Genomic DNA, 23,620 nt, shown 5'->3' with positions numbered 1-23,620 from the left:
TGTGTCTGTGGGCTTGCATCCACCACAATGGTGCGAGCTTCATCACAACTGTTTCTTCAGCTGTCCTTAACGAAGAATGGCGGCGGTCACCTCTTGGTGGTCGCCGCCATTTCTTGTCCCGCATCAGGCCAGGGCAGTGACGCTTCCGGTGAAGTGCCGCCTGCCGCTGCGGGGGTTCCACGCAACGTAGTCAGAGCGTTCCCAGTTTCCCGAGTCCGCCTGCACCGTGGTGATGTCCAGAGCAAGCCGCGCTGGAAGGAAGACCGGGGCCTCGAAAGTTACATTCCAAGCAAACGAGTTCGTCTTAACGGCTCCGACATCGGCCAGCGCGCGGGAGGCAAGGTACATGCCGTGGGCAATGGATCCCCGCAGGCCAAGGGCCTTGGCCGAGAGGACACTCAAGTGAATCGGATTGAAGTCGCCGGAAACGGCGGCATAGTTCCTACCGGCGTCCAGATTCAGTTGCCAGAGCGCGGTGGGATGTGGTGGGACGAATTCGCTGGCCCCCGTGGCGCCGTTAGGGTTGCCCGGTTTGTCGATACCCGGTAGAAAGACACCCTTTGCCAAGTAGGTTGAGACGCCGCGCCACAGCACGTCATCGCTGGAACCGGCCCGGACTTCGGAGACTACGTCCAGCTGCGTTCCGGCTCTGTGCCCGGCAAGATTCTCCGCCCAGGATCGGATGTCCAGTTCTTGGGCGAACTGAATGGGCTTCAGCTGTTCAATGCGGTTCTTGAGATGGATCATGCCCAAAAGCGGCAGCGGAAAGTCATCACGGTTCATGACGCTCATGGATACAGGGAACGCCAAGGCATGCACATAGCCGGCGGGGAGGGTATCGCTGGCAGTCTCCCCTACCAGATGCTGGTAGGCGGTGAGGTTCCTGACGTCGGCCCGTACTCCCCTGACCTCGTGGCTGACAGCAGGAAGCCTCTTCTTGCCGGTGGACGCTCCAAGGACACGACGACGGGCCGCAGTGGCCGCTGCGTTGACATAGAGCTTGGACAGGGACGGCAGTTCGCCCAGGACAACAGGCTGGGGATGGTTCATGCTCCCACCAGTTGTTGCCCGCAGACGCGCAGCACTTCTCCGGAAATCCCACCGGAAGCGTCGCTTGCCAGGAACGCGATGGCTTCGGCCACATCCTGGGGCTGGCCGCCCTGCTTGAGCGAGTTGAGCCTGCGGGCAGCCTCACGGATCGCGAACGGCATCTTGGCAGTCATCTCAGTTTCAATGAAACCTGGGGCAACAGCGTTGATGGTCCCGCCGAAAGGTTCCATCAGGGCCGCCGTTGACCTCACCATGCCTATGACGCCACCCTTTGACGCGCCGTAGTTGGTCTGCCCCCTGTTTCCGGCGATGCCAGTGGTGGAAGCTACTGAGACGATGCGCGGCGAGTCCTTGAAATGCTCCGACGCCAGAAGAGCTTCGTTGATTCTCAGTTGGGCTGCGATGTTGACGGCGATGACGGACTGCCAGCGGCCCTCGTCCATGTTGGCAAGGAGCCTGTCTCGGGTGATTCCTGCGTTGTGAACCACGATGTCGAGCCGGCCGTGGCGTTCCACGGCGTGTTCGATGATGCGGTGTCCGGCGTCGTCCCGGCTGATATCAAGCTGCAAGGCGGTTCCGCGGACTTCGTTGGCTACAGCTGCCAAGTGATCTCCGGCTGCCGGGATGTCCACGGCCACAACCTTGGCTCCGTCGCGGTGAAGGGTCCTGGCGATCGCTGCACCGATTCCCCGGGCCGCTCCGGTAACAACTGCCACTTTCCCGGCCAGGGGCCTGTCGGCGTCGATGGGCAGGCTGCCTGACGTTGAGCGTACGGTGAGGAACTGTCCGTCCACATAAGCGGATCGGCCCGAGAGGAAGAACCGCAGCGCCCCCAACGCTGAAGGACTGGTTGTTGCCAGGTGTTCGTCCAGGTGCTCGTCCAGGAGAATGCCGTTGGCCGTGGCGCCCGCCCGCAGTTCCTTGGCGAGGGAGCGCAACAACCCGTCAATGCCCTGCCTCGCAGCGGCCGATGCCGGGTTCCGGGCTGACTGCGATGTCCGGGAGATGGTGATGACACGTCCGTTGGGGGAAAGATCCCGCAAGGAAGCGCCTGCGGTAAGGACGGGTTTGCTGAGATCCTCGGGGTGCTGGACGGTATCAAGGACCAGGACGATGGCCCCCAGCTTCTCCTTGGGCAGCGCGTTGCGCCGGACATCCAAACCCCAACCGAGCATGGTGGTAGCGAGGTCATTTGCCCCTGCGCTGTCACCGCTGACCAGGACCGGGCCGGTAACGAGTGGTGCGCCGGGTTGGTGGCGTCGAAGCACCACCGGCTGAGGCAGGCCGAGCCGCTTGGCTACGTCCCTCCCCAATCCTTGGCTTACCAGCTGTGTGTACGTATCAGTCATCGCGCTCCCCCTAAGCTGCTTCCAGAATCGCTACGACGCCCTGACCACCGGCGGCGCACACTGAGATCAGGCCCCGGGCAGGACGGCCGTCAACGGTGCCCTTCTCATGCAGTATTTTCGCAAGTGAAGCGACGATCCTTCCACCTGTTGCGGCGAACGGATGGCCCGCAGCCAAGGAGGATCCATTGACGTTGAGCTTGGCGCGGTCCACCTTTCCGAGCGCCCCGTCAAGGCCCAGTCGGGTCCTGCCGAACTCTTCGTCCTCCCACGCGGCCAAAGTGCTGAGCACTGTTCCGGCGAAGGCCTCGTGGATTTCGAAGAAGTCGATGTCCTCGAAAGTGAGTCCATGGCGGGCCAGAAGACGCGGAACGGCGAAAACCGGAGCCATGAGGAGGCCGTCCTTGCCGTGCACAAAGTCGACGGCGGCTGCCTCGCCATCCAGGACTGTAGCAAGCTTGGGCAGGCCGTGGGAGTCCGCCCATTCTGCTGTAGCCAGCAGCACGGTGGATGCTCCGTCTGTCAGAGGTGTGGAGTTGCCTGCGGTCATGGTTGCCTCTGAGCCGAGGTTCTTGCCAAAGACGGGCTTGAGGGTGGAGAGCTTTTTCAACGTGGTGTCCGCGCGCAGGTTTGAATCCCGGTTCAGGCCGCGGTAGGGGGTGATGAGGTCATCAAAGAAACCCCGCTCGTAGGCGGCCGCCAGGTTACGGTGGCTGTTGTACGCAAGCTCGTCCTGAGCTTCCCGGGAGATTTTCCATTGTGCAGTTGTCAGGGCTTGGTGCTCACCCATGGACAGTCCGGTGCGGGGCTCCCCCGTGTTAGGGGCATCGGGGGCCAGATCCTTTGGCCGGATCCGGCCGATGATCTTCAGTTTCTGCACCGTGGTCTTTGCCCGGTTCAGGTCCAGCAGGATTTCGCGCAGTCCCTCGCTGACCGCGATCGGGGCATCGGACGCCGAGTCCACGCCGCCGGCGATTCCTGAATCAATCTGCCCCAACTTGATCTTGTTGGAGAGCCCCAGCACGGTCTCCAAACCTGTGGCGCACGCCTGCTGGAGGTCATATGCAGGAGTTTCGGGAGACAAAGCAGAGCCGAGGACGGCTTCCCGGGTGAGATTGAAGTCCCTTGAATGTTTTAGGACTGCCCCTGCTGCTACCTCGCCGATGCGTTCATCCTGAAGCCCGAACCTGGCAATGAGCCCCTCCATCGCGGCGGTCAGCATGTCCTGGTTTGAGGACTTTACATAAGCGCCGCCGGTTCGGGCGAACGGGATGCGGTTGCCACCCACAATAACCGCCGAGCGCGCTGCCCGAGGGTTGGTAGCCGGTTCCAAGGACCCGTCCGTAGTCACGTCTGCTGCAGCCATGCTTGTCTCCTTCGATTATTGCCAGTTACTGATACTCAGCGTACCTGATACGCTGGGTATCGTGAACAGTCGCCACGAAGAATCTGCCAAAGCCGCAGGCTCCCCCCAGCCTGCCGTTGAAGTCCCTGTTGCAAGGGCAGAGGACGCTGTGGTGGATGGTCGTGCGGCACGATGGCAGTCCCACCGTGAAGAACGGCGGCGTGAGCTCATCAAAACCGCGCGAAAAGCCGTCCACAGGCTCGGAAGCGACGCCTCCATGGAGGACATTGCCGGAGCTGCCGGCACCTCCAAATCGGTCTTCTACCGCTACTTCCGGGACAAGGCCGGCCTTCAGCAAGCAATGGGCGAAGTGGTGCTGGGGCAAATGCAGCGACGCATGCAAGAGGCCGCCCAGTTGGCGCAAACCCCGCGCGAAGGACTGTTCGCCATGGTCTCTGCTTATCTGCAGATGGCCGAATCCAGCCCCAACGTCTACGCGTTCATCACCCGCCTCTCCCCCGGTGAAGCCTCAGCTCAGGACGCCATTGCCGCCTCCGGTGCCTTGGGACACTTCTTTGAGCAGATCACTGACATGATCGCCACTCCCATGCGGGAGTACCTGGGCGAAGAGAAGGAAGCGGTAATTGAGTATTGGCCTACCGCCGCCATTGGACTCGTCAGGAACGCTGGAGAGATGTGGCTGGGAAGCCCGGCAGGCGGCTCCAAGCCGGACCAGGAAACAATGGCCGCACAGATCACCGACTGGCTGTGCCTGGGCATTGCCCCGGCCCTCAAAACATCCACCTGACACCAGCAATGACTCATCAGTTGTCGGAACCAAAGAAGGAAGCAACATGACTGAAGTAGTGGACCGGAACGCATCCGCCCAGCACACCCCGGGCAGCAAGGACGCCGCCGCCAGCGGCGCCGGGCCGGTGGTGGACGTCGCCGCGCTTGGAGAGCAACTCCTTGGAAAATGGGCCCATATCCGCCACGAAGCCCGCAAGGTGGCAGGCAACCCGGTGGTGCAGAAGATCGAAGGCCTGCACCACACTGAGCATCGCGCCCGCGTATTCGAGCAGTTGAAGTTCCTGGTGGACAACAACACTGTCCATCGCGCGTTCCCCACCCGGCTGGGAGGATCCGATGACCACGGCGGCAACATCGCCGGCTTCGAAGAGATCGTCACCGCAGATCCGTCACTTCAGATCAAGGCCGGCGTCCAGTGGGGCCTCTTCGGTTCTGCAGTGATGCACCTCGGCACGGTGGAACACCAGGACAAGTGGCTCCCCGGGATCATGAGCTTGGAAATTCCCGGTTGCTTCGCCATGACCGAGACCGGCCATGGCTCGGACGTGGCCAGCATTGCGACGACGGCGACGTACGACGAAAGCAGCCAGGAATTCGTCATCAATACCCCCTTCCAGGCGGCGTGGAAGGATTACATCGGCAATGCGGCCAACGACGGCCTGGCCGCTGTGGTATTCGCCCAGCTGATCACCAAAAACGTCAATCACGGAGTCCACGCTTTTTATGTGGAACTCCGCAATCCCGCCACCAAGGAATTCCTGCCGGGCATCGGCGGCGAAGATGACGGTATCAAGGGCGGTCTGAACGGAATTGACAACGGCCGGCTGCACTTCGCCGATGTACGGATCCCCCGCACGAACCTGCTTAACCGCTACGGCGACGTGGCTGTTGACGGCACCTATTCCTCCACTATTGAGAGCCCGGGACGCCGCTTCTTCACCATGCTTGGAACGCTGGTCCAGGGCCGTGTTTCCCTTGACGGCGCCGCAGTAGCAGCCAGCAAGGTGGCACTCAAGACCGCCATCCAGTACGCCACCGAACGCCGTCAGTTCAATGCCTCTTCCAGCACCGATGAAGAAGTCCTGCTGGACTACCAGCGTCACCAGCGCCGTTTGTTCACCCGGCTGGCAACCACCTATGCAGCCAGCTTCGCGCACGAACAGCTCCTGCAGAAGTTCGATGACGTCTTCTCCGGCGCCCACGACACCGACGCCGACCGCCAGGACCTGGAAACGCTGGCAGCTGCGCTCAAGCCCCTCAGTACCTGGCATGCCCTGGACACGTTGCAGGAGTGCCGCGAAGCGTGTGGCGGTGCGGGCTTCCTGATCGAGAACCGTTTCGCTTCCTTGCGTGCGGACCTGGATGTTTACGTGACGTTTGAAGGCGATAACACCGTCCTGCTGCAGCTTGTTGCCAAGCGGCTGCTTGCTGACTATGCCAAGGAATTCCGGAGCGCTGACTTTGGCGTCCTGGCCCGCTATGTGGTGGATCAGGCAGCCGGCGTAGCCCTGCACCGGACGGGCCTGCGGCAGGTAGCCCAGTTCGTGGCCGACACCGGTTCAGTTCAGAAGGCGGCTTTGGCTTTGCGGGACGAGGAAGGCCAGCGCACCCTCCTGGCTGACCGCGTCCAGTCGATGGTTGCCGAGGTCGGTGCTGCACTGAAGGGGGCCAACAAGCTTCCCCAACACCAAGCTGCCGCGCTGTTCAACCAGCACCAACACGAACTCATTGAAGCGGCTCAGGCGCACGCCGAACTTCTGCAATGGGAGGCTTTCACTGAAGCCCTCGCACAGGTATCGGATGAGGGAACCAAGCGGGTTTTGACCTGGCTTCGCGACCTGTTCGGCTTGTCCTTGATCGAGAAGCACCTTTCCTGGTACCTCATGAACGGAAGGCTGTCGATGCAGCGTGGCCGCACCGTTGGCACGTACATCAACCGCTTGCTGGTCAAGATCCGTCCGCACGCCGTGGACCTCGTTGACGCTTTCGGCTACGGACCTGAGCACCTCCGTGCCTCCATTGCCACGGGCGCCGAAGCAACACGGCAGGATGCTGCCCGCGAGCACTTCCGGGAGCAGCGTGCCAGCGGCAACGCACCCGCAGACGAGAAAACCCTTCTTGCCCTGAAAGCGTCCAAAACCCGGTAGCAGAACTCCGCAATCTCGCGGCTAGTTGCGGAACTGTTGAAAAAGCACGACGGCGCCGTCCCCACCAAAGGGGGCGGCGCCGTCGTGGTTTGGCCTGCTGTTGGACCACAGGGGTTTTAGCGCAAAACCGACCGGTAGACCTCAAGCGTTGTTTCAGTGATGGATTCCCAGGAGAAGTGCTCCTCCGCCCGGCGTCGCCCGGCGACGCCCATCTCGCGGGCGCGGGCAGGATCGGCCACTACCTCGTTCAATGCCGCCGCGAAGTCGCTGACGAACTTTTCCGGATCCAGCGGCGTCCCGGTTCCGTCGGTGACCTGTTCCAGTTGAACAAGGAGACCGGTTTGACCGTGCTGGACAACCTCGGGAATGCCGCCCGTGGCACTGGCCACAACTGCCGCGCCGCAGGCCATCGCTTCGAGGTTCACGATTCCGAGAGGCTCGTAAATCGAAGGGCAAGCGAACGCCGTGGCATGGCTGAGGACCTGGATGAGTTCCTTTCGCGGCAACATCCGCTCAATGAGGATGACTCCCTCACGCTTGGCCTGCAGTTCTTCAATGAGGCGTGCAGTTTCGGCAGCGAGCTCGGGAGTGTCCGCGGCCCCAAGGCACAGGACCAACTGGACATCCTCCGGCAGGCTGGACGCGGCGCGGAGCAGGTACGGCACCCCCTTCTGGCGGGTGTTGCGTCCCACGAAGACCACGCTGGGCTTGGCGGGATCGATGCCCAGCGCGCGGATTGCGTCGTCCTCTTCGTCGCGTTCCCAGAGGGAAACATCGATCCCGTTGTGAACCACGCGAACCTTATCCGGATCCACATTGGGGTAGCTGCGGAGGATGTCCTGACGCATGCCATCGGAGACGGCAATGATCGCCGCGGCTGCCTCATACGCCGTCTTCTCAACCCAGGACGACAACGCATAGCCGCCGCCAAGCTGTTCAGCTTTCCACGGACGGAGGGGTTCCAGGCTGTGTGCGCTGAGCACATGCGGAATGCCGTGCAGCAGCGAGGCGAGGTGGCCGGCCATGTTGGCGTACCAGGTGTGCGAGTGGACAACGTCCGCTCCCGCAATGTCCGGAACAATCCTCAAGTCCACGCCGAGGGTCTGGATGGCAGCGTTGGCATCGCCGAGGTCTTCGGGGGTGGCGTAGGACGCCACGGTAGCCCCGTGATAATCGGCATCACGGGGCGCACCGAAGGCCCGGACGTGAAGGTCGACGTGCTTTGCCAGCACCCGGCTGAGCTCGGCAACGTGGACACCGGCACCGCCATAAATTTCCGGAGGGAATTCTTTAGTCACAATGTCTATTCGCACGCTAACCAACGTAGTCGTTCCGGCGTATGTGTTCTAGTGTGAAAGAGTCCGGAAAATCGGACTTTTGGGGGATACGAAGACGTACGGGGAGCTGTGACCATGGCGTTGAAGAAAGTTCTGGCAATCGTATTGGCAGGCGGAGAAGGCAATCGACTGATGCCGCTGACGGCGGACCGGGCCAAGCCCGCGGTTCCGTTCGCAGGCGGCTACAGGTTGATTGACTTTGCACTATCCAATCTCGTTAATTCGGGATATTTAAAAATCGTTGTGTTGACGCAGTACAAATCACACAGCCTTGACCGGCACATCTCGGAAACCTGGCGTATGTCAACACAGTTGGGCCGATACGTGGCTTCTGTTCCCGCGCAGCAGCGCGTGGGCAAGAGCTGGTTCCTTGGCAGTGCCAATGCAATTTATCAATCGCTGAACCTCATCCATGATGACGCCCCGGACATCGTGGTAGTGGTCGGCGCTGACCACGTGTACCGCATGGACTTCTCCCAGATGGTGGAGCAACACATTGCAAGCGGTGCCAAAGCCACAGTTGCCGCAGTACGGCAACCGCTCAACATGGCCAACCAGTTCGGCGTGATCGAGGTAGACCAGAACGATCCTCAGAAGATCGCCGCCTTCGTGGAAAAGCCAGCCAGCACCCCCGCGCTGGCAGCTGACCCCACGCAGTTCCTGGCCTCCATGGGTAACTACGTCTTCAACGCAGACGCCCTCGTTGAAGCCTTGCATGTGGATGCGGAACGACTCGATACCAAGCACGACATGGGCGGGGACATCATTCCGTATTTTGTGGACCAAGGCGAAGCAGGCGTTTACGACTTCACGCTCAATGACATCCCCGGGGCCACGGACCGTGACCGGACTTACTGGCGCGACGTCGGTACCATTGACTCCTTCTACGACGCCCACATGGACCTCATCTCACCCGTTCCGATCTTTAACCTCTACAACTCCGAGTGGCCCATCTACACCCGCCAGAGCATTTCTCCGCCTGCCAAGTTCGTCCGTGGAGAAAACAACACCGTGGGCACGGCGCTCGATTCCATTGTGGCCAGCGGCGTGGTGATTTCCGGCGGCATTGTTGAAGGATCCGTTCTCTCCAATGACGCCTATGTGGCGGCTGGCAGCCGGGTCCAGGACTCCGTGTTGATGGACAAGGTCCGTGTGGGCGAAGGCGCCGTGATCAAGCGGGCCATCCTGGACAAGAACGTCAAGGTCCCCGCCGGTGCGGCCATTGGCCTGGATCCTGCCCTGGATAAGGCCCGGGGATACAAGGTCACGGAGTCCGGCATTACGGTGCTGGCAAAGGGCCAGGTTGTCCCCGAGCCCGGTGAGGCAGAGCTCGCGTTGTCCGCACAGCATCGCCGTGCGTTGCCGGAAGCGGTCAAGGCGGCTACCCATGACGATCCCGATATCCGCGACTCAGCGGAAAGGGTGGCAGCCGGCATCCAATCACGCGTGGCGGACGCCGCGGCGCAGGGGGCCTCCCATTAGCCGGTAGGCGCACCGCCGGCGCAGACAGAACCCGAGGCAGGCCACTGGCTCCCAAGGCTGTAAAATCAGGTCAATGAGCTCCACCGATCTGACGCCTGAAGAGATCCAGGCCTGCCTCAAGGTTCTGACCACGATCCACGTCTACGACGAAGAGCACCCGGACTATGTTGCTGTCCGCCGTGCCACCGGCAAGATGTTCAAAGCAGTCAAGCGCCACCGCCGTGTCACCAAACGAGACTCCATCGCCGAGGCTGACCGCGCCGTCATCGCCCTCACTGCTACCGCCGCGCCGGACCGCATTGACGACGAAACGCGCGGCAACAAGCTGGCCCCTTCCGCCACAGGCGAGGTAGCAGGCCACCTCATCCGCTCGCGTCCCTGCTACATCTGCAAAAAGCACTACACGCAGGTTGACGCTTTCTACCACCAGCTCTGCCCTGAATGCGCGGCCTTTAGCCATAGCAAGCGCGATGCCCGCACGGATCTCACGGGCCGAAGGGCCTTGTTGACCGGCGGGCGCGCCAAGATCGGCATGTACATTGCGTTGCGCCTGCTCAGGGATGGCGCCCACACCACCATTACCACCCGCTTCCCCAAAGACGCTGCGCGTCGATTTGCTGCGATGGAAGACAGCGGCGAGTGGCTGCACCGGCTCCGGATCGTCGGCATCGACCTCCGCGACCCGGCCCAAGTGATGGCCTTGACGGACTCACTCAACGAGGCCGGCCCGTTGGACATCATCATCAACAATGCAGCCCAGACCGTGCGGCGCTCGGGCAACGCCTACAAGCCCTTGGTCGATGCAGAAGACGAGCCCTTGCCGGCTGCCCTCGAAGCTGCCAACGGAGGACCCGAGTTGGTGACTTTCGGGCATGCCCATGACAAGCACCCGCTCGCCCTCGCCAGCAGTGTCACCGAACACCCCGTTCTGGCCGGCGATGCGATCACCTCTTTGGCGCTCTCCACCGGGTCGGCGTCTTTGGAACGAATTGAATCGGGAACGGCCATCGATGCCGGCGGCCTTGTTCCGGACCGCGCCTCGATCAACAGCTGGACCCAGGTAGTGGACGAGGTGGATCCCCTGGAAATGCTCGAAGTGCAGCTGTGCAACGTCACGGCGCCCTTCCTGCTGGTCAGCCGCCTGCGCGAAACCATGAAGCGGTCCACGGCCCACAGGAAGTACATCGTCAATGTCTCGGCCATGGAGGGACAGTTCTCCCGCGCCTACAAGGGCCCTGGACACCCTCACACCAACATGGCCAAGGCCGCGCTGAACATGATGACCCGCACCAGCGCCCAGGAAATGCTGGATTCCGATGGCATCCTCATGACTGCTGTGGATACCGGATGGATCACTGACGAACGGCCGCACTACACAAAGGTCCGGCTCATGGAAGAAGGATTCCATGCTCCCTTGGACCTGGTGGACGGCGCTGCGCGCGTTTACGACCCCATCGTGATGGGTGAAAAGGGTGAGGACCAGTACGGCGTCTTCCTCAAGGACTACAAACCGTCACCCTGGTAGAAGCATCTGGAGTTTATGTACAGATAAGGCCCCTGGAACAATTCTTAGGGGCCTTGTCTGTACTCAAACTCCTGTGGGCAACTCTTACGCGAGACGGGTAATCTCCACGGAAACCGACAGTCCCGAACCGCCTCCACCTGACAGGATTCCCTTCAGAGGGGGAACATCGCGGTAGTCACGGCCGCGGGCCACTGTGACGTGGTAATCCCCTGCCGGCTTGTGGTTGGTGGGGTCCCAACTGCGCCATTCTCCATCCCACCATTCCAACCAGGCGTGTGATTGACCGGCTACAGTTTCGCCGATGTCCGCCGAAGAGCGGGGATGGATGTATCCGGACACATACCTCGCAGGAATGCCGCTACAGCGCAAGGCGCCGATGGCCAGATGAGCCAGGTCCTGGCAAACGCCCTGGCGTTGGGACCATGCTTGTTCAGCGTTCGTGGTGACACCCGTGGTGCCCTTCATGTAGGTCATCTCGCCCGCCATCCAAGCGAATACTGCAAGCGCGGCCTCATGGGGGTTCTTGCCCTTAACAACATCCGGAACGATCTCCAGCACTTCCTCACCTGGCCCGCTGAGGCGGGACTGCGGCAACCAGTCGCTGAACTCGTCCTGGACCTTCTCCGAGGCGATAACGTCCCATCCCACGATGTCATCCTCTGTTGCCACGCGTTCGGTGCGGTGCACCTCAACAGTGGCTGTGGCGAGGACCTCAAGGTTCTCGTGCGGCATTTGCATGTCGAAGGCAGTGACCCGCGTTCCCCAATAGTCACGGTAGGTACTGACCGAGGCCTGGTGGGGCGAGACCTTCAGCGAGGCTTCCAGGACCACCTGTTGACCGTCGGTCAGCGGGGTCATCCGGGCCTCGTTGTAGGACAGGGTCACGCGGCCGTTGTACTTGTATGCAGTCTTGTGAACGATGCTCAGCCGGGTCATGAAACTTCTCCCACCCAGGCATGCTCATCAGCCTGATTGAAGTACTTACGGGAAATTGCGTCCGACGCTTGCGTCACTGCCTTCTGCACACGTTCCATGTGTTCGGGCAGTTCGGACATGAGATCGTCCGTGCGGTGGAACTCAAGGAACGTGCGGGCCTGGCCCACGATTCGCCGGGCATCGTTGATGAATCCGACGCGCTGCGCCGAGGGATCCAGCTTAGCCAGGCATTCGTCGGCATCACGCAAAGCATAGACAATCGAACGCGGGAACAAACGGTCCAGGAGCAGGAACTCCGCCGCGTGCTGGTCCCCGAACGCGGCCCGGCGGGTCCGGATGAACGACTCGTACGCTCCCGCGCACCGCAACATGTTGACCCAGGACATTCCAGCGGACTGAACATCGCGCGTGGACAACATGCGGGCAGTCATATCGGCGCGTTCCAGGGAACGGCCGAGCACCATGAACAACCAGCTCTCATCATGGCTGACTGTTGTGTCCGCGAGCCCACGGACCATGGCGGTGCGCTCCAAAACCCAGTTACAGAACCGGTAGGTTCCTACAACGTCCTTGCGATGTTGATTGAGGCCGTAATAGGTGGTGTTGAGGCTTTCCCAGAGGGACTGGGAAACAGTTTCGCGTGCACGCCGCGCATTTTCACGGGCTGCGCCCAGTGAACCTGCAATGGAGGATGCGCTGTGCTTGTCATAAGCCAGCGCATGGAGGAGTTCGGGAAGGCCGAACTCCTCACCTTGCGGTTTGGCGCCCATCACGGCAAGGAGTTCCCGGGCCACGCTGCGCTGTTCCTCGAGGGGCAGGTGGTTCAAGCGCTCAAGGTGTACATCCAAAATCCGGGAAGTGCCGTCGGCGCGCTCAACATAGCGTCCGATCCAGAAGAGTGACTCAGCAATGCGGCTCAGCATGGAACTGCCTCCTTCGCGTGGTGCATATCGAAGTTCAAGTGTTGGTGGAGCGCGTTCACTGCTGCTGCTCCGTTTGGCGGTCCCGCCAGTTGCTTTCCACCGGCCACACGGACACTTGCTCGCGGACCGTGACGGATTGGCGGGGAATGATCTCGGCCGGCAGCTGCGGGGAGTCTGCCAAGACCCAGGTGTCCTTGGATCCGCCGCCCTGGCTGGAGTTCACAATCAACGAACCCTCCTTGAGCGCCACACGGGTGAGGCCGCCGGGCAGGACCCAGACGTCGTCGCCGTCGTTGACCGCGAAAGGGCGCAGGTCCACGTGGCGTGGCCCGAACTTATCTCCGGAGAGTGTCGGCACTGTGGAGAGCTGCAGGACGGGCTGTGCGATCCAACCTCGGGGATCGGCAATGACGCGCTTGCGCAGGGCATCGAGCTCGTCCTTGGTGGCGTCCGGCCCAATGACCAATCCCTTGCCACCTGAGCCGTCCACGGGTTTGACCACCAGTTCCTCAAGGCGGTCCAGAACATGCTCCCTGGCTTCCTTTTCCTCAAGCCGGAAAGTGTCAACGTTGGCGATGATCGGCTCTTCGTGAAGGTAGTAGCGGATCAAGTCAGGCACGTAACTGTACACGAGCTTGTCATCGGCTACGCCGTTGCCTACAGCGTTGGCAATGGTTACTCCCCCGGCTCGGGCGGCGTTGACCAGACCCGGGCAACCGAGCATGGAATCCGAGCGGAACTGCAGTGGGTCCAGGAAGTCGTCATCGATGCGCTTATAAATAACGTCCACGCGTTGCTCACCGGCAGTAGTCCGCATGTAAACACGGTTGCCACGGCAAATCAGGTCGCGGCCTTCAACGAGCTCCACACCCATGAGCCCTGCAAGGAGGGTGTGCTCAAAGTAGGCGCTGTTGAACACGCCCGGCGTCAGGACAACCACGGTGGGATCGTCCACGCCTGCGGGAGCTGTTTTGCGCAATGCGGAAAGGAGCCGCCGGGGGTACTCCTCCACCGGCCTGATGTGCTGCTGGCCGAAAGCCTCGGGCAAGCCCTTGGCCATGGCCCGCCGGTTCTCCAGGACGTAGCTGACCCCCGATGGTACGCGGACGTTGTCCTCAAGTACGCGGAAAGTTCCGGCTGCATCACGGACGACGTCAATACCGGAAACGTGGACGCGAACGCCACCAGATGGCTCGAAACCGTGCACCGCGCGGTGAAAATGCGCGCTGGTGGTCACCAGCTGCCGCGGAATCACGCCGTCGGTGACCACAGCCATACGTCCGTAAACGTCATTGAGGAAGGCTTCAAGAGCCTTGACACGCTGGGCAACGCCGCGTTCCAGGACATCCCACTCATCGGCTGGAATGACGCGCGGAACAATATCCAGGGGAAACGGCCGCTCCTCCCCTGCGTAGTCGAACGTCACACCACGGTCCAGGAAGGTGCGCGCCATGGAGTCGGCGCGGGCGGTGACATCCGCCAGGGAAAGCTCGCGGAGAGCCCCGGAAACCTGACCGTAGGATTTTCTGGCAATGTGGCCTTGGGCAAACATCTCGTCATAGGCGCCACTGCGGGCAGCGGCCTCGGAGTAATCCTGGAATAGGTCAGACATGGGATTCAGGTAATCACCTTTTTGAGTCGGGCGCATTACGCGCTGGTTGTGTCAACGTTTCCGGGTACTCCCGGTTCGCCTTCCGTGCCCCCATCCGGCAGGGTTGAGGCATGCCCTTCAACAGTCTTGCGCCCCAGCTGTCCCGGCTGGGGCCCGGGTTGGTCCTGAGCATCGCCGCAACGGGTCTTGCCTTCACCATCCACGGCGTTTTTCCGGCGGTGCCGGCCATGACACTCGCCGTGGGATTGGGCTTGCTCTCAGCAAATATACCGGGCACGGCTGTTCTCACCGCGGGGCGCGCCCGGCCAGGCCTGGACTTCGCCGGAAAGCACCTCATGCGTGCCGGGATCGTGTTGCTAGGCCTCAAGGTCAGCATCGGCGACGTCCTCGGCCTGGGTTGGCTGTCCTTGCTATTGATCGCGGCCGTAGTACTGGTGAGCTTTGCCGGAACCTATGGTTTGGCGCGTGTTCTGCGTCTCCCCGGGGAAGCTGCCCTCCTGATCGCCACCGGCTTCTCCATCTGCGGTGCCTCCGCGATCGGCGCCATAGCAGCTGTGCGCCGGATCAAGCATCAAGACACAGTGCTCCCCGTGGCACTGGTAACGCTCTGCGGCACCCTTGCAATCGGTGTACTGCCACTGCTCATGCAGCCCCTGAAGCTCAATCCAGAACAATTTGGAGCATGGACGGGCGCCTCCGTGCATGACGTCGGCCAAGTGGTGGCCACGGCTCAAACCGCAGGAACCTCGGCGCTGGCGATCGCCGTCGTCGTCAAATTGACGCGCGTGGTCCTGCTGGCGCCGGTTGCGGCCGCCGCCGGGGTGCACCAACGATTCGTCCATGTGAAGAAGCGCACCAACGGCGGGGATGATCCTGCTGGTGGCTCAGACGGGCGGTTCCCGCCGATTGTCCCCCTGTTCGTGGTGGGTTTCCTCGCCATGATGGCACTCCGTTCACTGGGCTGGGCGCCGCAGGCAGGTCTGGAAATTGCTGCCGCTGTCCAGGACATTCTGTTGGCAACGGCCCTGTTCGGGCTGGGTTCGGCGGTGCGGGTACGCACCCTGATCCACACGGGAGGGCGCGCTGTTCTGGTGGCACTGGGCTCGTGGTTGCTCATCGCCTCATTGGGCCTGGGGGCCGCGTGGATCATGATTAGATAGCTGTGTGTCGAATCACAATCTGTCGCGCGATGAAGCCGCAACCCGTTCAGCCTTGATCACCACCCACAGCTATGACGTCACCCTCGATGTCCGCGACGCGGCAGATCCCGCCGTCGCCGGGTATCCGAGCACCAGCACGGTCACCTTCTCCGCCGAGCCCGGCTCCGCCACCTTCCTGGATTTCATCAGCGGCGGCGTCGAGTCAGTGGTGCTGAACGGCCGGAGCTTGGACGTGCGGGCAGTGGTGGACCGTCACAGGATCCTTTTGGAAGGCCTCGATGCCGAGAACACCGTGACGGTGACCGGGACGGCGCTCTACAGCCGCTCCGGCGAGGGCATGCACCGCTTCGTGGATCCCGCGGATGGCCAGTGCTACCTCTACACACAGTACGAACCCGCGGATAGTCGCCGTGTCTTCGCCAATTTCGAGCAGCCGGACCTCAAAGCCGACTTCACTTTCCACGTGATCGCCCCCGTCGCCTGGGAAGTCTCGTCCAACTCAGTGGCGGAGACGCGTACACCGGTAGCGGGTGACCCCACTGCCGCGCTCTGGGATTTCGCCCCCACCAAGCGGATGTCCACCTACATCACCACGGTGCTGGCCGGCCCCTACTTCAAAGCAACTGATCACTGGGGAGCAACGCTCGACGACGGCACCCGCCTTGATGTGCCGCTGGCACTTTACTGCCGGGCGTCGTTGGCAGGCTCATTCGACGCCGATGAACTGTTCCGGCTGACCAAGGGCGGGCTGGCGTTCTTCAACGATCTCTTCGCCTACCCGTATCCATGGGGTAAATACGATCAAGCGTTTGTGCCCGAATACAACCTCGGTGCCATGGAAAACCCCGGGCTGGTGACATTCACGGAGAAGTACGTCTACGCCTCCCGCACTACCGATGCCCAATACCAAGCCCGCGCCAATACCCTCATGCACGAGATGGCCCACATGTGGTTCGGGGACCTGGTGACCATGAACTGGTGGGATGACCTGTGGCTCAAAGAGTCGTTCGCCGATTACATGGGGACGCTGGGCGTAGACCGGGCCACCAGCTGGGACACGGCGTGGGTGAATTTCGCCAGCAAGCGCAAAGCCTGGGCCTATGTGCAAGACCAATTGCCCACCACGCACCCCATCGTGGCGGACATCCCGGACCTCGAGGCCGCCAAGCAAAACTTTGACGGGATCACCTACGCCAAAGGTGCATCGGTGTTGAAGCAGCTGGTTGCCTATGTCGGTTTTGACGCCTTCATCGCGGGGTCCCGGCAGTATTTCCGGGATCACGAATTCGGCAATACGTCCCTGCAGGACCTCCTACAGGCGCTCAGCGCTGCCTCCGGCAGGGACCTTGCCGACTGGGCGCGCCAATGGCTGCAAACATCCGGTATCTCCACCGTTGCAGCAGACATCGCTGAAGACGGAGGGGTCATGGGTGCCGTAACGCTCCAACAAGAAGCCATCGATCCCCTGACCGGACACCAGGAACTTCGTCCGCATCGTATGCGGCTGGGCCTGTATGACCCTGATTCAACAGGTGCGTTGGTGAGGACAGAGAGCATCGAGATAGATGTTGCCGGTCCGAGCACGCTGGTGACCGACTTGTGCGGAAAGCGCCGTCCAGCGCTGCTCCTGGTCAATGATGACGACCTGAGCTACGTCAAAGTGCGGCTGGACAGCGGTTCCGAACACACAGTACGGACTTCGCTGAACAGAATTGTGGATCCTATGGCACGAGCCCTTTGCTGGACTGCGCTCTGGGATTCGGCCCGGGATGGCGTTATACCAGCGGCACGTTATGTGTCGGCCGTCGAGCAGTTTGCGCCCTCGGAAACGGGCATAGGTGTCCTGCTCAACGTGCTGGGCAACGCCGGCAGCGCCATTGAACGCTACGTGCCTGCCGCAACGCGTGTGGGTGTGCGAAAGGATTTCCTGAGCGTAGCCGCTGAGCAGCTCACCGCTGCTGATCCCGGTTCAGATCAGCAACTTGCCTGGGCCAGGACTGTGGCAGACGTATCACGGCATGGTGACAGCCAGCTAGCGCTTGTGCGGGGAATCCTGGAAGGCAGCATCGTGGTGGATGGCCTGGCCGTGGACGCTGAACTGCGATGGAGCCTGTGGCAGGCTTTGGCAGCTCATGGGCAGGCGGCACTTGCAGAGCTGGCCCGGGAGCTTGGTGCTGACACCACAGCATCGGGCAGGGAGGGCCATGCTCTCGCCTCCGCCGCCCGACCGGAGGCCTCAGTCAAGGCAGCCGCCTGGGATGCGGCTGTCAACAGCACTGGGCTCTCCAACGAGATCCTCAGCGCAACGATAGCCGGGTTCGTTACTGCTCCCGAAGACCTCCTGGAACGCTACATCGAGCCCTACTTTGAGTGCCTTGAGCGCGTTTGGTCCGAACGCAGCATTGAAATCGCGGGACGGATTGTTCGTGGCCTCTTCCCCGGTGCCCAAAATCTCCCCCAAGGCATGCGGCCTGCCGGGCACCCGGTCCTGATGCGCGCCGACCAGTGGCTTCATGACCACGCTGACGCTCCCCGGGCCCTCCGCCGGATCATCATCGAGCAACGGAGCCACCTGCTGCGGGCGTTGACCGCCCAGGCGGCCGGCTGACCGAAGGGAAGGTGGACCGGGAAAGCCCTAGGGAACCCGGTTCAACCATTCCTCAGTGCCGAACTTTTCATCCACACGCTTCCTGGCCGCTTCGAGTTCACCTTCGGTGAGCCGCGATTCCATGGCGCCATAGCGTTCCACGAAGACATCTTTCATGACGTCGATGATTTCAGAGCGTGCAAGACCTGTCTGGCGACGCAAGGGGTCCACGCGCTTTTTGGCGCTCCGGGTTCCCTTGTCCGAGAGCTTTTCCTTGCCGATGCGCAGGACATCCACCATCTTGTCGGCGTCGATGTCGTAGCTCATGGTGACGTGATGGAGCATGCCACCGTTGGCGAGCCGTTTCTGTGCTGCCCCTCCGATCTTGCCTTGATCGGTGGCGATATCATTCAGGGGCACGTAGAACGCGGTGATGCCCAGCTTCTCCAGGGCGGCCATGACCCAGGCATCCAGGAACGCGTAAGAGTCAGCGAAGCTGATACCGTCCACCAGAGTCTGCGGCAGGTAAAGGGAATAGGTGATGCAATTGCCGGCCTCCATAAACATGGCACCGCCACCACTGATGCGACGCACCACGGAAATACCCTGCCGCGAGACGCCGTCCGGATCCACCTCGTTCCGCACTGACTGGAAGCTTCCGATCACCACGGATGGTTCTTCCCAGTCCCAGAAACGCAATGTGGGATTGCGCTGGCCGGCTCCCACCTCCGCTGTGAGTACTTCATCCAAAGCAACGTTGACTTGGGTGGGCAACACCGTGGGCGGGATGATCTCCCATTGGTGGTCCGCCCATCCGGTGGCCTTGGAAAGCGCGCGTCGGACTGCTACAGCCACCGCCCCGGCCGAGAAGCCGAAGAGTGCGGCGTCTCGTGGCAGGCCGGCAGTGACGGCCGCGGCGATGTCTGCTGCGGCTGAGTTCTCCGGCAGGCCTGTCAACGCCCGGTTGATGTCCTCAAGGGCTTCATCAGGCTCCAGGAAGAAATCGCCGCTCAACGAAACCCGGGAAAATCGTCCGTCCACAACGTCCAGGTCCACAACTACGAGTTTGCCGCCCGGGACCTTGTATTCGCCATGAAGGCGCGAGGAGTCGTCGTGGGTGTGTGGAACGTGAGTTGGCTGGGAAGTCATGGTGTCCATCTTGCCGGAAAACGCAAGGGCCCGCATTGCTGGAAATCCAGCAATGCGGGCCATGAAAAGCCTTGGGGTGAAGTGGTTACTTCTTGCCGCCGAAGCCCTTGAAGCGAGCGTTGAAGCGCTCGACGCGGCCAGCGGAGTCCATGATGCGCTGCTTGCCCGTGTAGAACGGGTGGGACTCCGAAGAGATTTCGACGTCGATAACCGGGTAGGTGTTTCCGTCTTCCCACTCGATGGTCTTCGAAGAAGACACGGTGGACTTGGTCAGGAACTGCGTACCGGAAGCCAGGTCGTTGAAAACAACAGCTTCGTACTTCGGGTGGATATCAGACTTCATAATGGGACCTTTTGTTCGCGCAACTGGATTTTGCCAGCTGCCAGGTATGAATGGAGGTGGACCTTTGCTGCAATGCGAACATTCCAGCGGGCGGGCCAACAACCAATCATAGCGGAAACGGCCATCGCCTACGACCGCGCTCAGTCGCGCGGACGGAGTTCCCAGAACGCCACTGCCGAGGCGGCCGCGACGTTGAGCGAATCGACGCCTGCACGCATGGGAATCTTGACGGCGAGGTCGACGGCGGCCAACGTCTCTTCGCTCATGCCGGCCCCTTCAGTTCCAAGGACCAGAGCCAGCTGAGGGATCTTTCGGGCTGCAAGATCGTCCAGGTCTACGGCGTCGTCGGTCAACTCCATGGCCACCACAGTGAAGCCCTGTTCCTTCAGCCGGCTGACATCGTCCGGCCAGCTTTCGAGTCGGGCCCACGGAACCTGGAAAACGGTGCCCATGCTGACACGGACGCTGCGCCTGTACAGGGGGTCCCCGCACCGCGGCGAAACAAGGACCGCATCCACCCCGAGAGCGGCGGCAGAGCGGAAGATTGCCCCCACATTTGTGTGGTCCACGATGTCCTCCAGAACGGCAATTCTCCGGGCGTCCGCCAAGAGGTCCGCCAACGGAACAGGAGCTGGCCGGTGCATGGCAGCCATGGCACCGCGGTGCAGATGGAACCCGGTGATTTCTTCGAGTAATGAGGCCTTGCCAATGAAGACCGGAATGTCAGGATGGGCCTTGAAGACGTCGTCCAGGTCCTCCAGCCACTTCTCCGCCAGGAAAAAGGATCGTGGCTGATGGCCTGCGGCCAGAGCCCTGCGGAGGACCTTGGAAGATTCGGCGATGTACATGCCTTCCCGGGGCTCGCGCAATTTTCTCAGGTGTACATCGGTGAGCGTGGTGTAGTCCGTCACGCGGGGATCGTTGGCGGACTCAAGATAGTGGAATGTCACCGGCTGATTATTTCAGCAGGTTGGCGATCATGAAGCCCAGGGCCACAATGCCGAGAGTGAAGATGACTGCCCTGAGAACCCGGGGTGACAACTTCCTGCCCACTTTGGAACCGATGAGCCCGCCAATGGTTGAGCTCACGGCGATGAGCAGGACCACGAGCCAGTTGATGCGGTCAAAGGCAAAGAGGAGGTAGGAGATAGCCGCCACCATGTTGACGCCCAGCACCAGGATGTTCTTCATGGCGTTGGCATTTTGCATGGTTCCGGTGAGGAACACGCCAAGGATGCCCACCAGGAGAATGCCCTGCGCAGCAACGAAGTAGCCGCCATAGACACCGGCCAAGTACACCAGAACCACCAGGAGGATTCCGTGGCTGCGATCCCGGATGGCGTGCTCCGGGTTCTCTTCCCTGCTTCGCACCCAGGCCTGCAGCTTGGGTTGGAACAGGACCATGAGGAGGGCCAGGACCAGCAGGACGGGGGCCACATAGTGGAAAACCTTCTCCGGAAGGTGCAGCAGCAGCCAAGCGCCGGTAATGCCTCCCAGTAAGGAAGCGGGCAGCAGCTTGAGCAGTTGACTGCCACGACCCGCCAGTTCGCGGCGGTAACCCCAGGCTCCCGCTGCCGTCCCGGCCACAAGGCCCATCGCGTTGCTCATGGAAGCGACCACGGGGGAAACGCCCAGGGCGATGAGCACTGGGAAGGTCACCAGCGTGCCGGAACCGACCACCGCGTTGATGGTGCCGGCCCACAAGCCCGCGAAAAAGACCAGGATGCTGCTAAGGATCTCCACTGTTAACGATCGGCCGGTCTAGCGGCGGGCGGTGGCGGTGTAGCGGCCGCCGTTTTCCGAAACGTCCAGGGCGAGTCCGAAGGTGTTGCTGAGGTGCTCGTCGGTGAGGACTTCTTTGATGAGGCCGGCAGCCACCACTCCGCCTTCACGGAGCAGCATTGCGTGGGTGAATCCAGGCGGCACTTCCTCAAGGTGATGGGTGACAAGGACCATGGCAGGAGCTGCTTCGTCCTTGGCGAGTTCGCCCAGCTTGTGAACCAATTCTTCGCGTCCGCCCAGGTCCAGGCCCGCTGCAGGCTCGTCGAGCAGCAGCAGCTCGGGGTCTGTCATCAGCGCACGGGCAATCTGCACGCGTTTGCGCTCCCCTTCGGACAGTGTGGCAAAGGTGCGGTTCAACAAGGGGCCCATCCCCCAGTCGTTGAGCAGGGCGAAGGCACGGCGTTCGTCGTCGCGCTCGTAACCCTCGCGCCAGCGCCCGGTAACGCCATAGGCTGCGGTGACTACCACGTTCAGGACGTTTTCGTGCTCCGGAATCTGGGTGGCCAGTGCCGCCGACGAGAGGCCGATGCGGGGGCGGAGTTCAAAGACGTCAACGCGTCCCAGCGTCTCATCGAGGATTCCGGCCCTGCCGCTGCTGGGGTGCAGGCGGGCGGCAGCTATCTGGAGGAGGGTGGTCTTGCCGGCGCCGTTCGGTCCCAGGATGACCCAACGTTCGCCTTCGTTGACTTCCCAATCGACCTTGTCCAGCAGGGTCTTCTTGCCTCGGACAACGCTGACGGAAGCCAATTCCAGAACATCACTCATAGCAGTAGACACTAGGACAAAAAGGCACATGACTGATAACCGGGGTTTCTCCTGGTTTATCAGCCGAAACGAATTCGGGCGCCCGCAGCACTCTCAGTAGGATTGAGGCCATGACTTCGAACTTGGCTGCAGTCAGCTACGGCGTGAATTTGTCCCCTGCATCACTGGAGAATGTGCTCAATGTACTGGCTGGCGCCGGCGCCTCGGTGTCATCGGAATCACACGGCGGAAATGAGCGCTTCTGTGTGCACACTGCCGGGTTCTCGGTGAGCGGGGACGCGGACCTCGTGACCATGAGGCGGCTGATGGCAGAGGCCGCAGAAGAAGGGGTGGACACTGCTGTTGTCCCTGTTGCCCTTCGGGAGGCCTCCCGGAAGCTTTTGATCATGGATGTTGATTCCACCCTGATCCAGCAAGAGGTCATCGAACTGTTGGCAGCGTACGCAGGCAAACGCGACGAAGTCGCTGCCGTCACAGAAGCCGCGATGCGCGGTGAGTTGGACTTTGCCCAGAGCCTGCATGCCCGCGTTGCCGTGCTCGCCGGCTTGCCTGCCGCCGTCGTCGATTCTGTTCGCCAGGAAGTGCGTCTCAGCCCAGGTGCCGCAGAGCTGGTTGCGGCCTTCAAGAAGGCGGGCCACGTGGTGGCCGTGGTATCCGGAGGATTCAACCAAATCCTGGGTCCTATCGCTGATGAACTCGGCTTGGACTACTGGATTGCCAACGAGCTTGAAATCGTCGACGGCGCGTTGACGGGCAAGGTGCTGGGCGCGGTCATCGATCGGGCCGCCAAAGAAAAGTACTTGCGCCAGTGGGCGGCGGCTGAGGGCATCGACCTTGAGCACACCATTGCGGTGGGCGACGGTGCGAATGACCTGGACATGCTCAGTGCAGCCGGCATTGGAGTCGCCTTCAACGCCAAACCTGCGGTTCGTGCAGTAGCCGACGCCGTAATCACCATGCCGTACCTGGACGCCGTGCGGCACATAGCAAACGTCTGACGTTGGGGCGGAGCTTCCTGACGCCGCTTTATTGTCCTCTCACAAAGCACCGGCGCGGTTCCCCGCCGGTGCTTTGGCGTATCCGGAGGCCGCGGCACATCCATTCGCAGCACGGAGATCTTATGGAAACCGCTTGAGTGATTTCGTGACGCAGAAACAGCAATATTTATAGAATTGTCACTGTTTTACCGCTTCAAAAATCCTTTACCGCAAGAGCAATAGCATTTCTCCTTGCTGAGTTAATTTTTTGTGTAAAGTGAAGACTCTGATCATCAACTCCGCAGAGAAAGCGGAGGCCGGTATGACGAATTGCGGGGGCAGGA

19 protein-coding genes are annotated in these 23,620 nt (G+C 61.6%); 7 read left to right on the top strand and 12 right to left on the bottom strand.

The genetic code is table 11. The features are described from left to right. Positions 1-123: 123 nt before the first annotated feature. Genes J7I86_RS15810 through J7I86_RS15800 form a run of 3 tightly spaced genes read right to left on the bottom strand, consistent with a single transcriptional unit; the run spans position 124 to position 3,762 of the window. Positions 124-1,050 (bottom strand): MaoC/PaaZ C-terminal domain-containing protein, encoded by a 927-nt coding sequence (locus tag J7I86_RS15810; protein WP_214821314.1) that lies wholly within the window; start codon positions 1,048-1,050, stop codon positions 124-126. Further along, entirely contained in the window at positions 1,047-2,399 is a 1,353-nt protein-coding gene (locus tag J7I86_RS15805) for a 3-oxoacyl-ACP reductase (RefSeq protein WP_214821312.1), read from the bottom strand. The genes J7I86_RS15810 and J7I86_RS15805 overlap by 4 nt, the downstream gene beginning before the upstream one ends. Before the next feature lie 10 nt (positions 2,400-2,409). Then, entirely contained in the window at positions 2,410-3,762 is a 1,353-nt protein-coding gene (locus J7I86_RS15800; RefSeq protein ID WP_214821311.1) for an acetyl-CoA C-acetyltransferase, read from the bottom strand. Here J7I86_RS15800 and J7I86_RS15795 point away from each other — a divergent pair. Beyond that, positions 3,761-4,549 carry a TetR/AcrR family transcriptional regulator gene (locus J7I86_RS15795; protein WP_286179857.1) on the top strand — a complete coding sequence of 263 codons (789 nt, stop codon included), beginning with the start codon at positions 3,761-3,763 and terminating at the stop codon, positions 4,547-4,549. The genes J7I86_RS15800 and J7I86_RS15795 overlap by 2 nt on opposite strands. 46 nt (positions 4,550-4,595) lie before the next feature. After that, positions 4,596-6,698, top strand: a complete 2,103-nt coding sequence (locus J7I86_RS15790) for an acyl-CoA dehydrogenase (RefSeq protein ID WP_214821309.1) — start codon at positions 4,596-4,598, stop codon at positions 6,696-6,698. A 116-nt stretch (positions 6,699-6,814) separates the two neighbouring features. Here the strand turns inward: J7I86_RS15790 and glgA are convergent, their stop codons facing one another. Beyond that, positions 6,815-8,011, bottom strand: coding sequence for a glycogen synthase (gene glgA, locus J7I86_RS15785; RefSeq protein WP_214821307.1), 1,197 nt, complete (start codon positions 8,009-8,011; stop codon positions 6,815-6,817). A gap of 93 nt (positions 8,012-8,104) precedes the next feature. Here glgA and glgC point away from each other — a divergent pair, with 93 nt between their 5' ends. After that, complete coding sequence (gene glgC / locus J7I86_RS15780) at positions 8,105-9,517, top strand: glucose-1-phosphate adenylyltransferase (protein ID WP_214821305.1); 1,413 nt, start codon at positions 8,105-8,107, stop codon at positions 9,515-9,517. Between the two features lie 73 nt (positions 9,518-9,590). Further along, positions 9,591-11,042: an SDR family NAD(P)-dependent oxidoreductase gene (locus J7I86_RS15775; RefSeq protein ID WP_214821303.1), complete on the top strand. Its 1,452-nt coding sequence runs from the start codon at positions 9,591-9,593 to the stop codon at positions 11,040-11,042. Between the two features lie 84 nt (positions 11,043-11,126). Here J7I86_RS15775 and J7I86_RS15770 read toward each other — a convergent pair whose 3' ends face one another. The 3 genes from J7I86_RS15770 to J7I86_RS15760 are packed head-to-tail and all read right to left on the bottom strand — an operon-like array spanning position 11,127 to position 14,513. Then, positions 11,127-11,978 (bottom strand): transglutaminase family protein, encoded by an 852-nt coding sequence (locus J7I86_RS15770; RefSeq protein ID WP_214821301.1) that lies wholly within the window; start codon positions 11,976-11,978, stop codon positions 11,127-11,129. Further along, positions 11,975-12,901 (bottom strand): alpha-E domain-containing protein, encoded by a 927-nt coding sequence (locus tag J7I86_RS15765; protein ID WP_062068749.1) that lies wholly within the window; start codon positions 12,899-12,901, stop codon positions 11,975-11,977. The genes J7I86_RS15770 and J7I86_RS15765 overlap by 4 nt, the downstream gene beginning before the upstream one ends. A 55-nt stretch (positions 12,902-12,956) precedes the next feature. Then, positions 12,957-14,513 (bottom strand): circularly permuted type 2 ATP-grasp protein, encoded by a 1,557-nt coding sequence (locus J7I86_RS15760; RefSeq protein ID WP_214821299.1) that lies wholly within the window; start codon positions 14,511-14,513, stop codon positions 12,957-12,959. A gap of 110 nt (positions 14,514-14,623) precedes the next feature. Here J7I86_RS15760 and J7I86_RS15755 point away from each other — a divergent pair, with 110 nt between their 5' ends. Together J7I86_RS15755 and pepN are read left to right on the top strand one after the other, a co-directional pair. After that, the gene (locus J7I86_RS15755) at positions 14,624-15,673 is read left to right on the top strand and encodes a YeiH family protein (protein ID WP_214821297.1); all 1,050 of its coding nucleotides are present in this window, start codon (positions 14,624-14,626) and stop codon (positions 15,671-15,673) included. A gap of 4 nt (positions 15,674-15,677) precedes the next feature. Next, complete coding sequence (gene pepN / locus J7I86_RS15750; RefSeq protein ID WP_214821295.1) at positions 15,678-18,281, top strand: aminopeptidase N; 2,604 nt, start codon at positions 15,678-15,680, stop codon at positions 18,279-18,281. 27 nt (positions 18,282-18,308) lie between these two features. Here the strand turns inward: pepN and J7I86_RS15745 are convergent, their stop codons facing one another. The 5 genes from J7I86_RS15745 to J7I86_RS15725 all read right to left on the bottom strand — a co-directional run bounded on the left by J7I86_RS15745 (position 18,309) and on the right by J7I86_RS15725 (position 22,299). Next, positions 18,309-19,409, bottom strand: a complete 1,101-nt coding sequence (locus tag J7I86_RS15745; RefSeq protein WP_214821293.1) for a biotin/lipoate A/B protein ligase family protein — start codon at positions 19,407-19,409, stop codon at positions 18,309-18,311. Positions 19,410-19,494: 85 nt separating this feature from the next. Next, positions 19,495-19,752 (bottom strand): type B 50S ribosomal protein L31, encoded by a 258-nt coding sequence (locus J7I86_RS15740; RefSeq protein ID WP_017200906.1) that lies wholly within the window; start codon positions 19,750-19,752, stop codon positions 19,495-19,497. Between the two features lie 140 nt (positions 19,753-19,892). Then, a complete protein-coding gene (locus J7I86_RS15735) occupies positions 19,893-20,702 on the bottom strand; it encodes an RNA methyltransferase (RefSeq protein WP_214821291.1) in 810 nt (269 codons plus the stop codon). 7 nt (positions 20,703-20,709) lie between these two features. Then, entirely contained in the window at positions 20,710-21,495 is a 786-nt protein-coding gene (locus tag J7I86_RS15730) for a sulfite exporter TauE/SafE family protein (RefSeq protein WP_214821289.1), read from the bottom strand. Between the two features lie 18 nt (positions 21,496-21,513). Then, positions 21,514-22,299 carry an ABC transporter ATP-binding protein gene (locus J7I86_RS15725; protein ID WP_214821287.1) on the bottom strand — a complete coding sequence of 262 codons (786 nt, stop codon included), beginning with the start codon at positions 22,297-22,299 and terminating at the stop codon, positions 21,514-21,516. A 110-nt stretch (positions 22,300-22,409) separates the two neighbouring features. On the opposite strand from J7I86_RS15725, the gene serB reads away from it, so the two are divergent. Beyond that, complete coding sequence (gene serB / locus J7I86_RS15720) at positions 22,410-23,297, top strand: phosphoserine phosphatase SerB (RefSeq protein ID WP_214821285.1); 888 nt, start codon at positions 22,410-22,412, stop codon at positions 23,295-23,297. Positions 23,298-23,620 lie beyond the last annotated feature (323 nt).

It is taken from the genome of Arthrobacter sp. ISL-95 (assembly GCF_018613695.1).
Taxonomy (GTDB): Bacteria; Actinomycetota; Actinomycetes; order Actinomycetales; family Micrococcaceae; genus Arthrobacter.
The sequence above is the reverse complement of the archived record's forward strand: the minus strand, read 5'-3'. Positions and strand labels throughout refer to the sequence as shown.

Coding starts and splice junctions, on each gene's coding strand:
- J7I86_RS15810 (WP_214821314.1), bottom strand. CDS start 1,050: ATGAACCATCCCCAGCCTGTTGTCCTGGGCGAACTGCCGTCCCTGTCC.
- J7I86_RS15805 (WP_214821312.1), bottom strand. CDS start 2,399: ATGACTGATACGTACACACAGCTGGTAAGCCAAGGATTGGGGAGGGAC.
- J7I86_RS15795 (WP_286179857.1), top strand. CDS start 3,761: ATGCTTGTCTCCTTCGATTATTGCCAGTTACTGATACTCAGCGTACCT.
- J7I86_RS15800 (WP_214821311.1), bottom strand. CDS start 3,762: ATGGCTGCAGCAGACGTGACTACGGACGGGTCCTTGGAACCGGCTACC.
- J7I86_RS15790 (WP_214821309.1), top strand. CDS start 4,596: ATGACTGAAGTAGTGGACCGGAACGCATCCGCCCAGCACACCCCGGGC.
- J7I86_RS15775 (WP_214821303.1), top strand. CDS start 9,591: ATGAGCTCCACCGATCTGACGCCTGAAGAGATCCAGGCCTGCCTCAAG.
- J7I86_RS15770 (WP_214821301.1), bottom strand. CDS start 11,978: ATGACCCGGCTGAGCATCGTTCACAAGACTGCATACAAGTACAACGGC.
- J7I86_RS15765 (WP_062068749.1), bottom strand. CDS start 12,901: ATGCTGAGCCGCATTGCTGAGTCACTCTTCTGGATCGGACGCTATGTT.
- J7I86_RS15760 (WP_214821299.1), bottom strand. CDS start 14,513: ATGTCTGACCTATTCCAGGATTACTCCGAGGCCGCTGCCCGCAGTGGC.
- J7I86_RS15755 (WP_214821297.1), top strand. CDS start 14,624: ATGCCCTTCAACAGTCTTGCGCCCCAGCTGTCCCGGCTGGGGCCCGGG.
- J7I86_RS15745 (WP_214821293.1), bottom strand. CDS start 19,409: ATGACTTCCCAGCCAACTCACGTTCCACACACCCACGACGACTCCTCG.
- J7I86_RS15740 (WP_017200906.1), bottom strand. CDS start 19,752: ATGAAGTCTGATATCCACCCGAAGTACGAAGCTGTTGTTTTCAACGAC.
- J7I86_RS15725 (WP_214821287.1), bottom strand. CDS start 22,299: ATGAGTGATGTTCTGGAATTGGCTTCCGTCAGCGTTGTCCGAGGCAAG.
- serB (WP_214821285.1), top strand. CDS start 22,410: ATGACTTCGAACTTGGCTGCAGTCAGCTACGGCGTGAATTTGTCCCCT.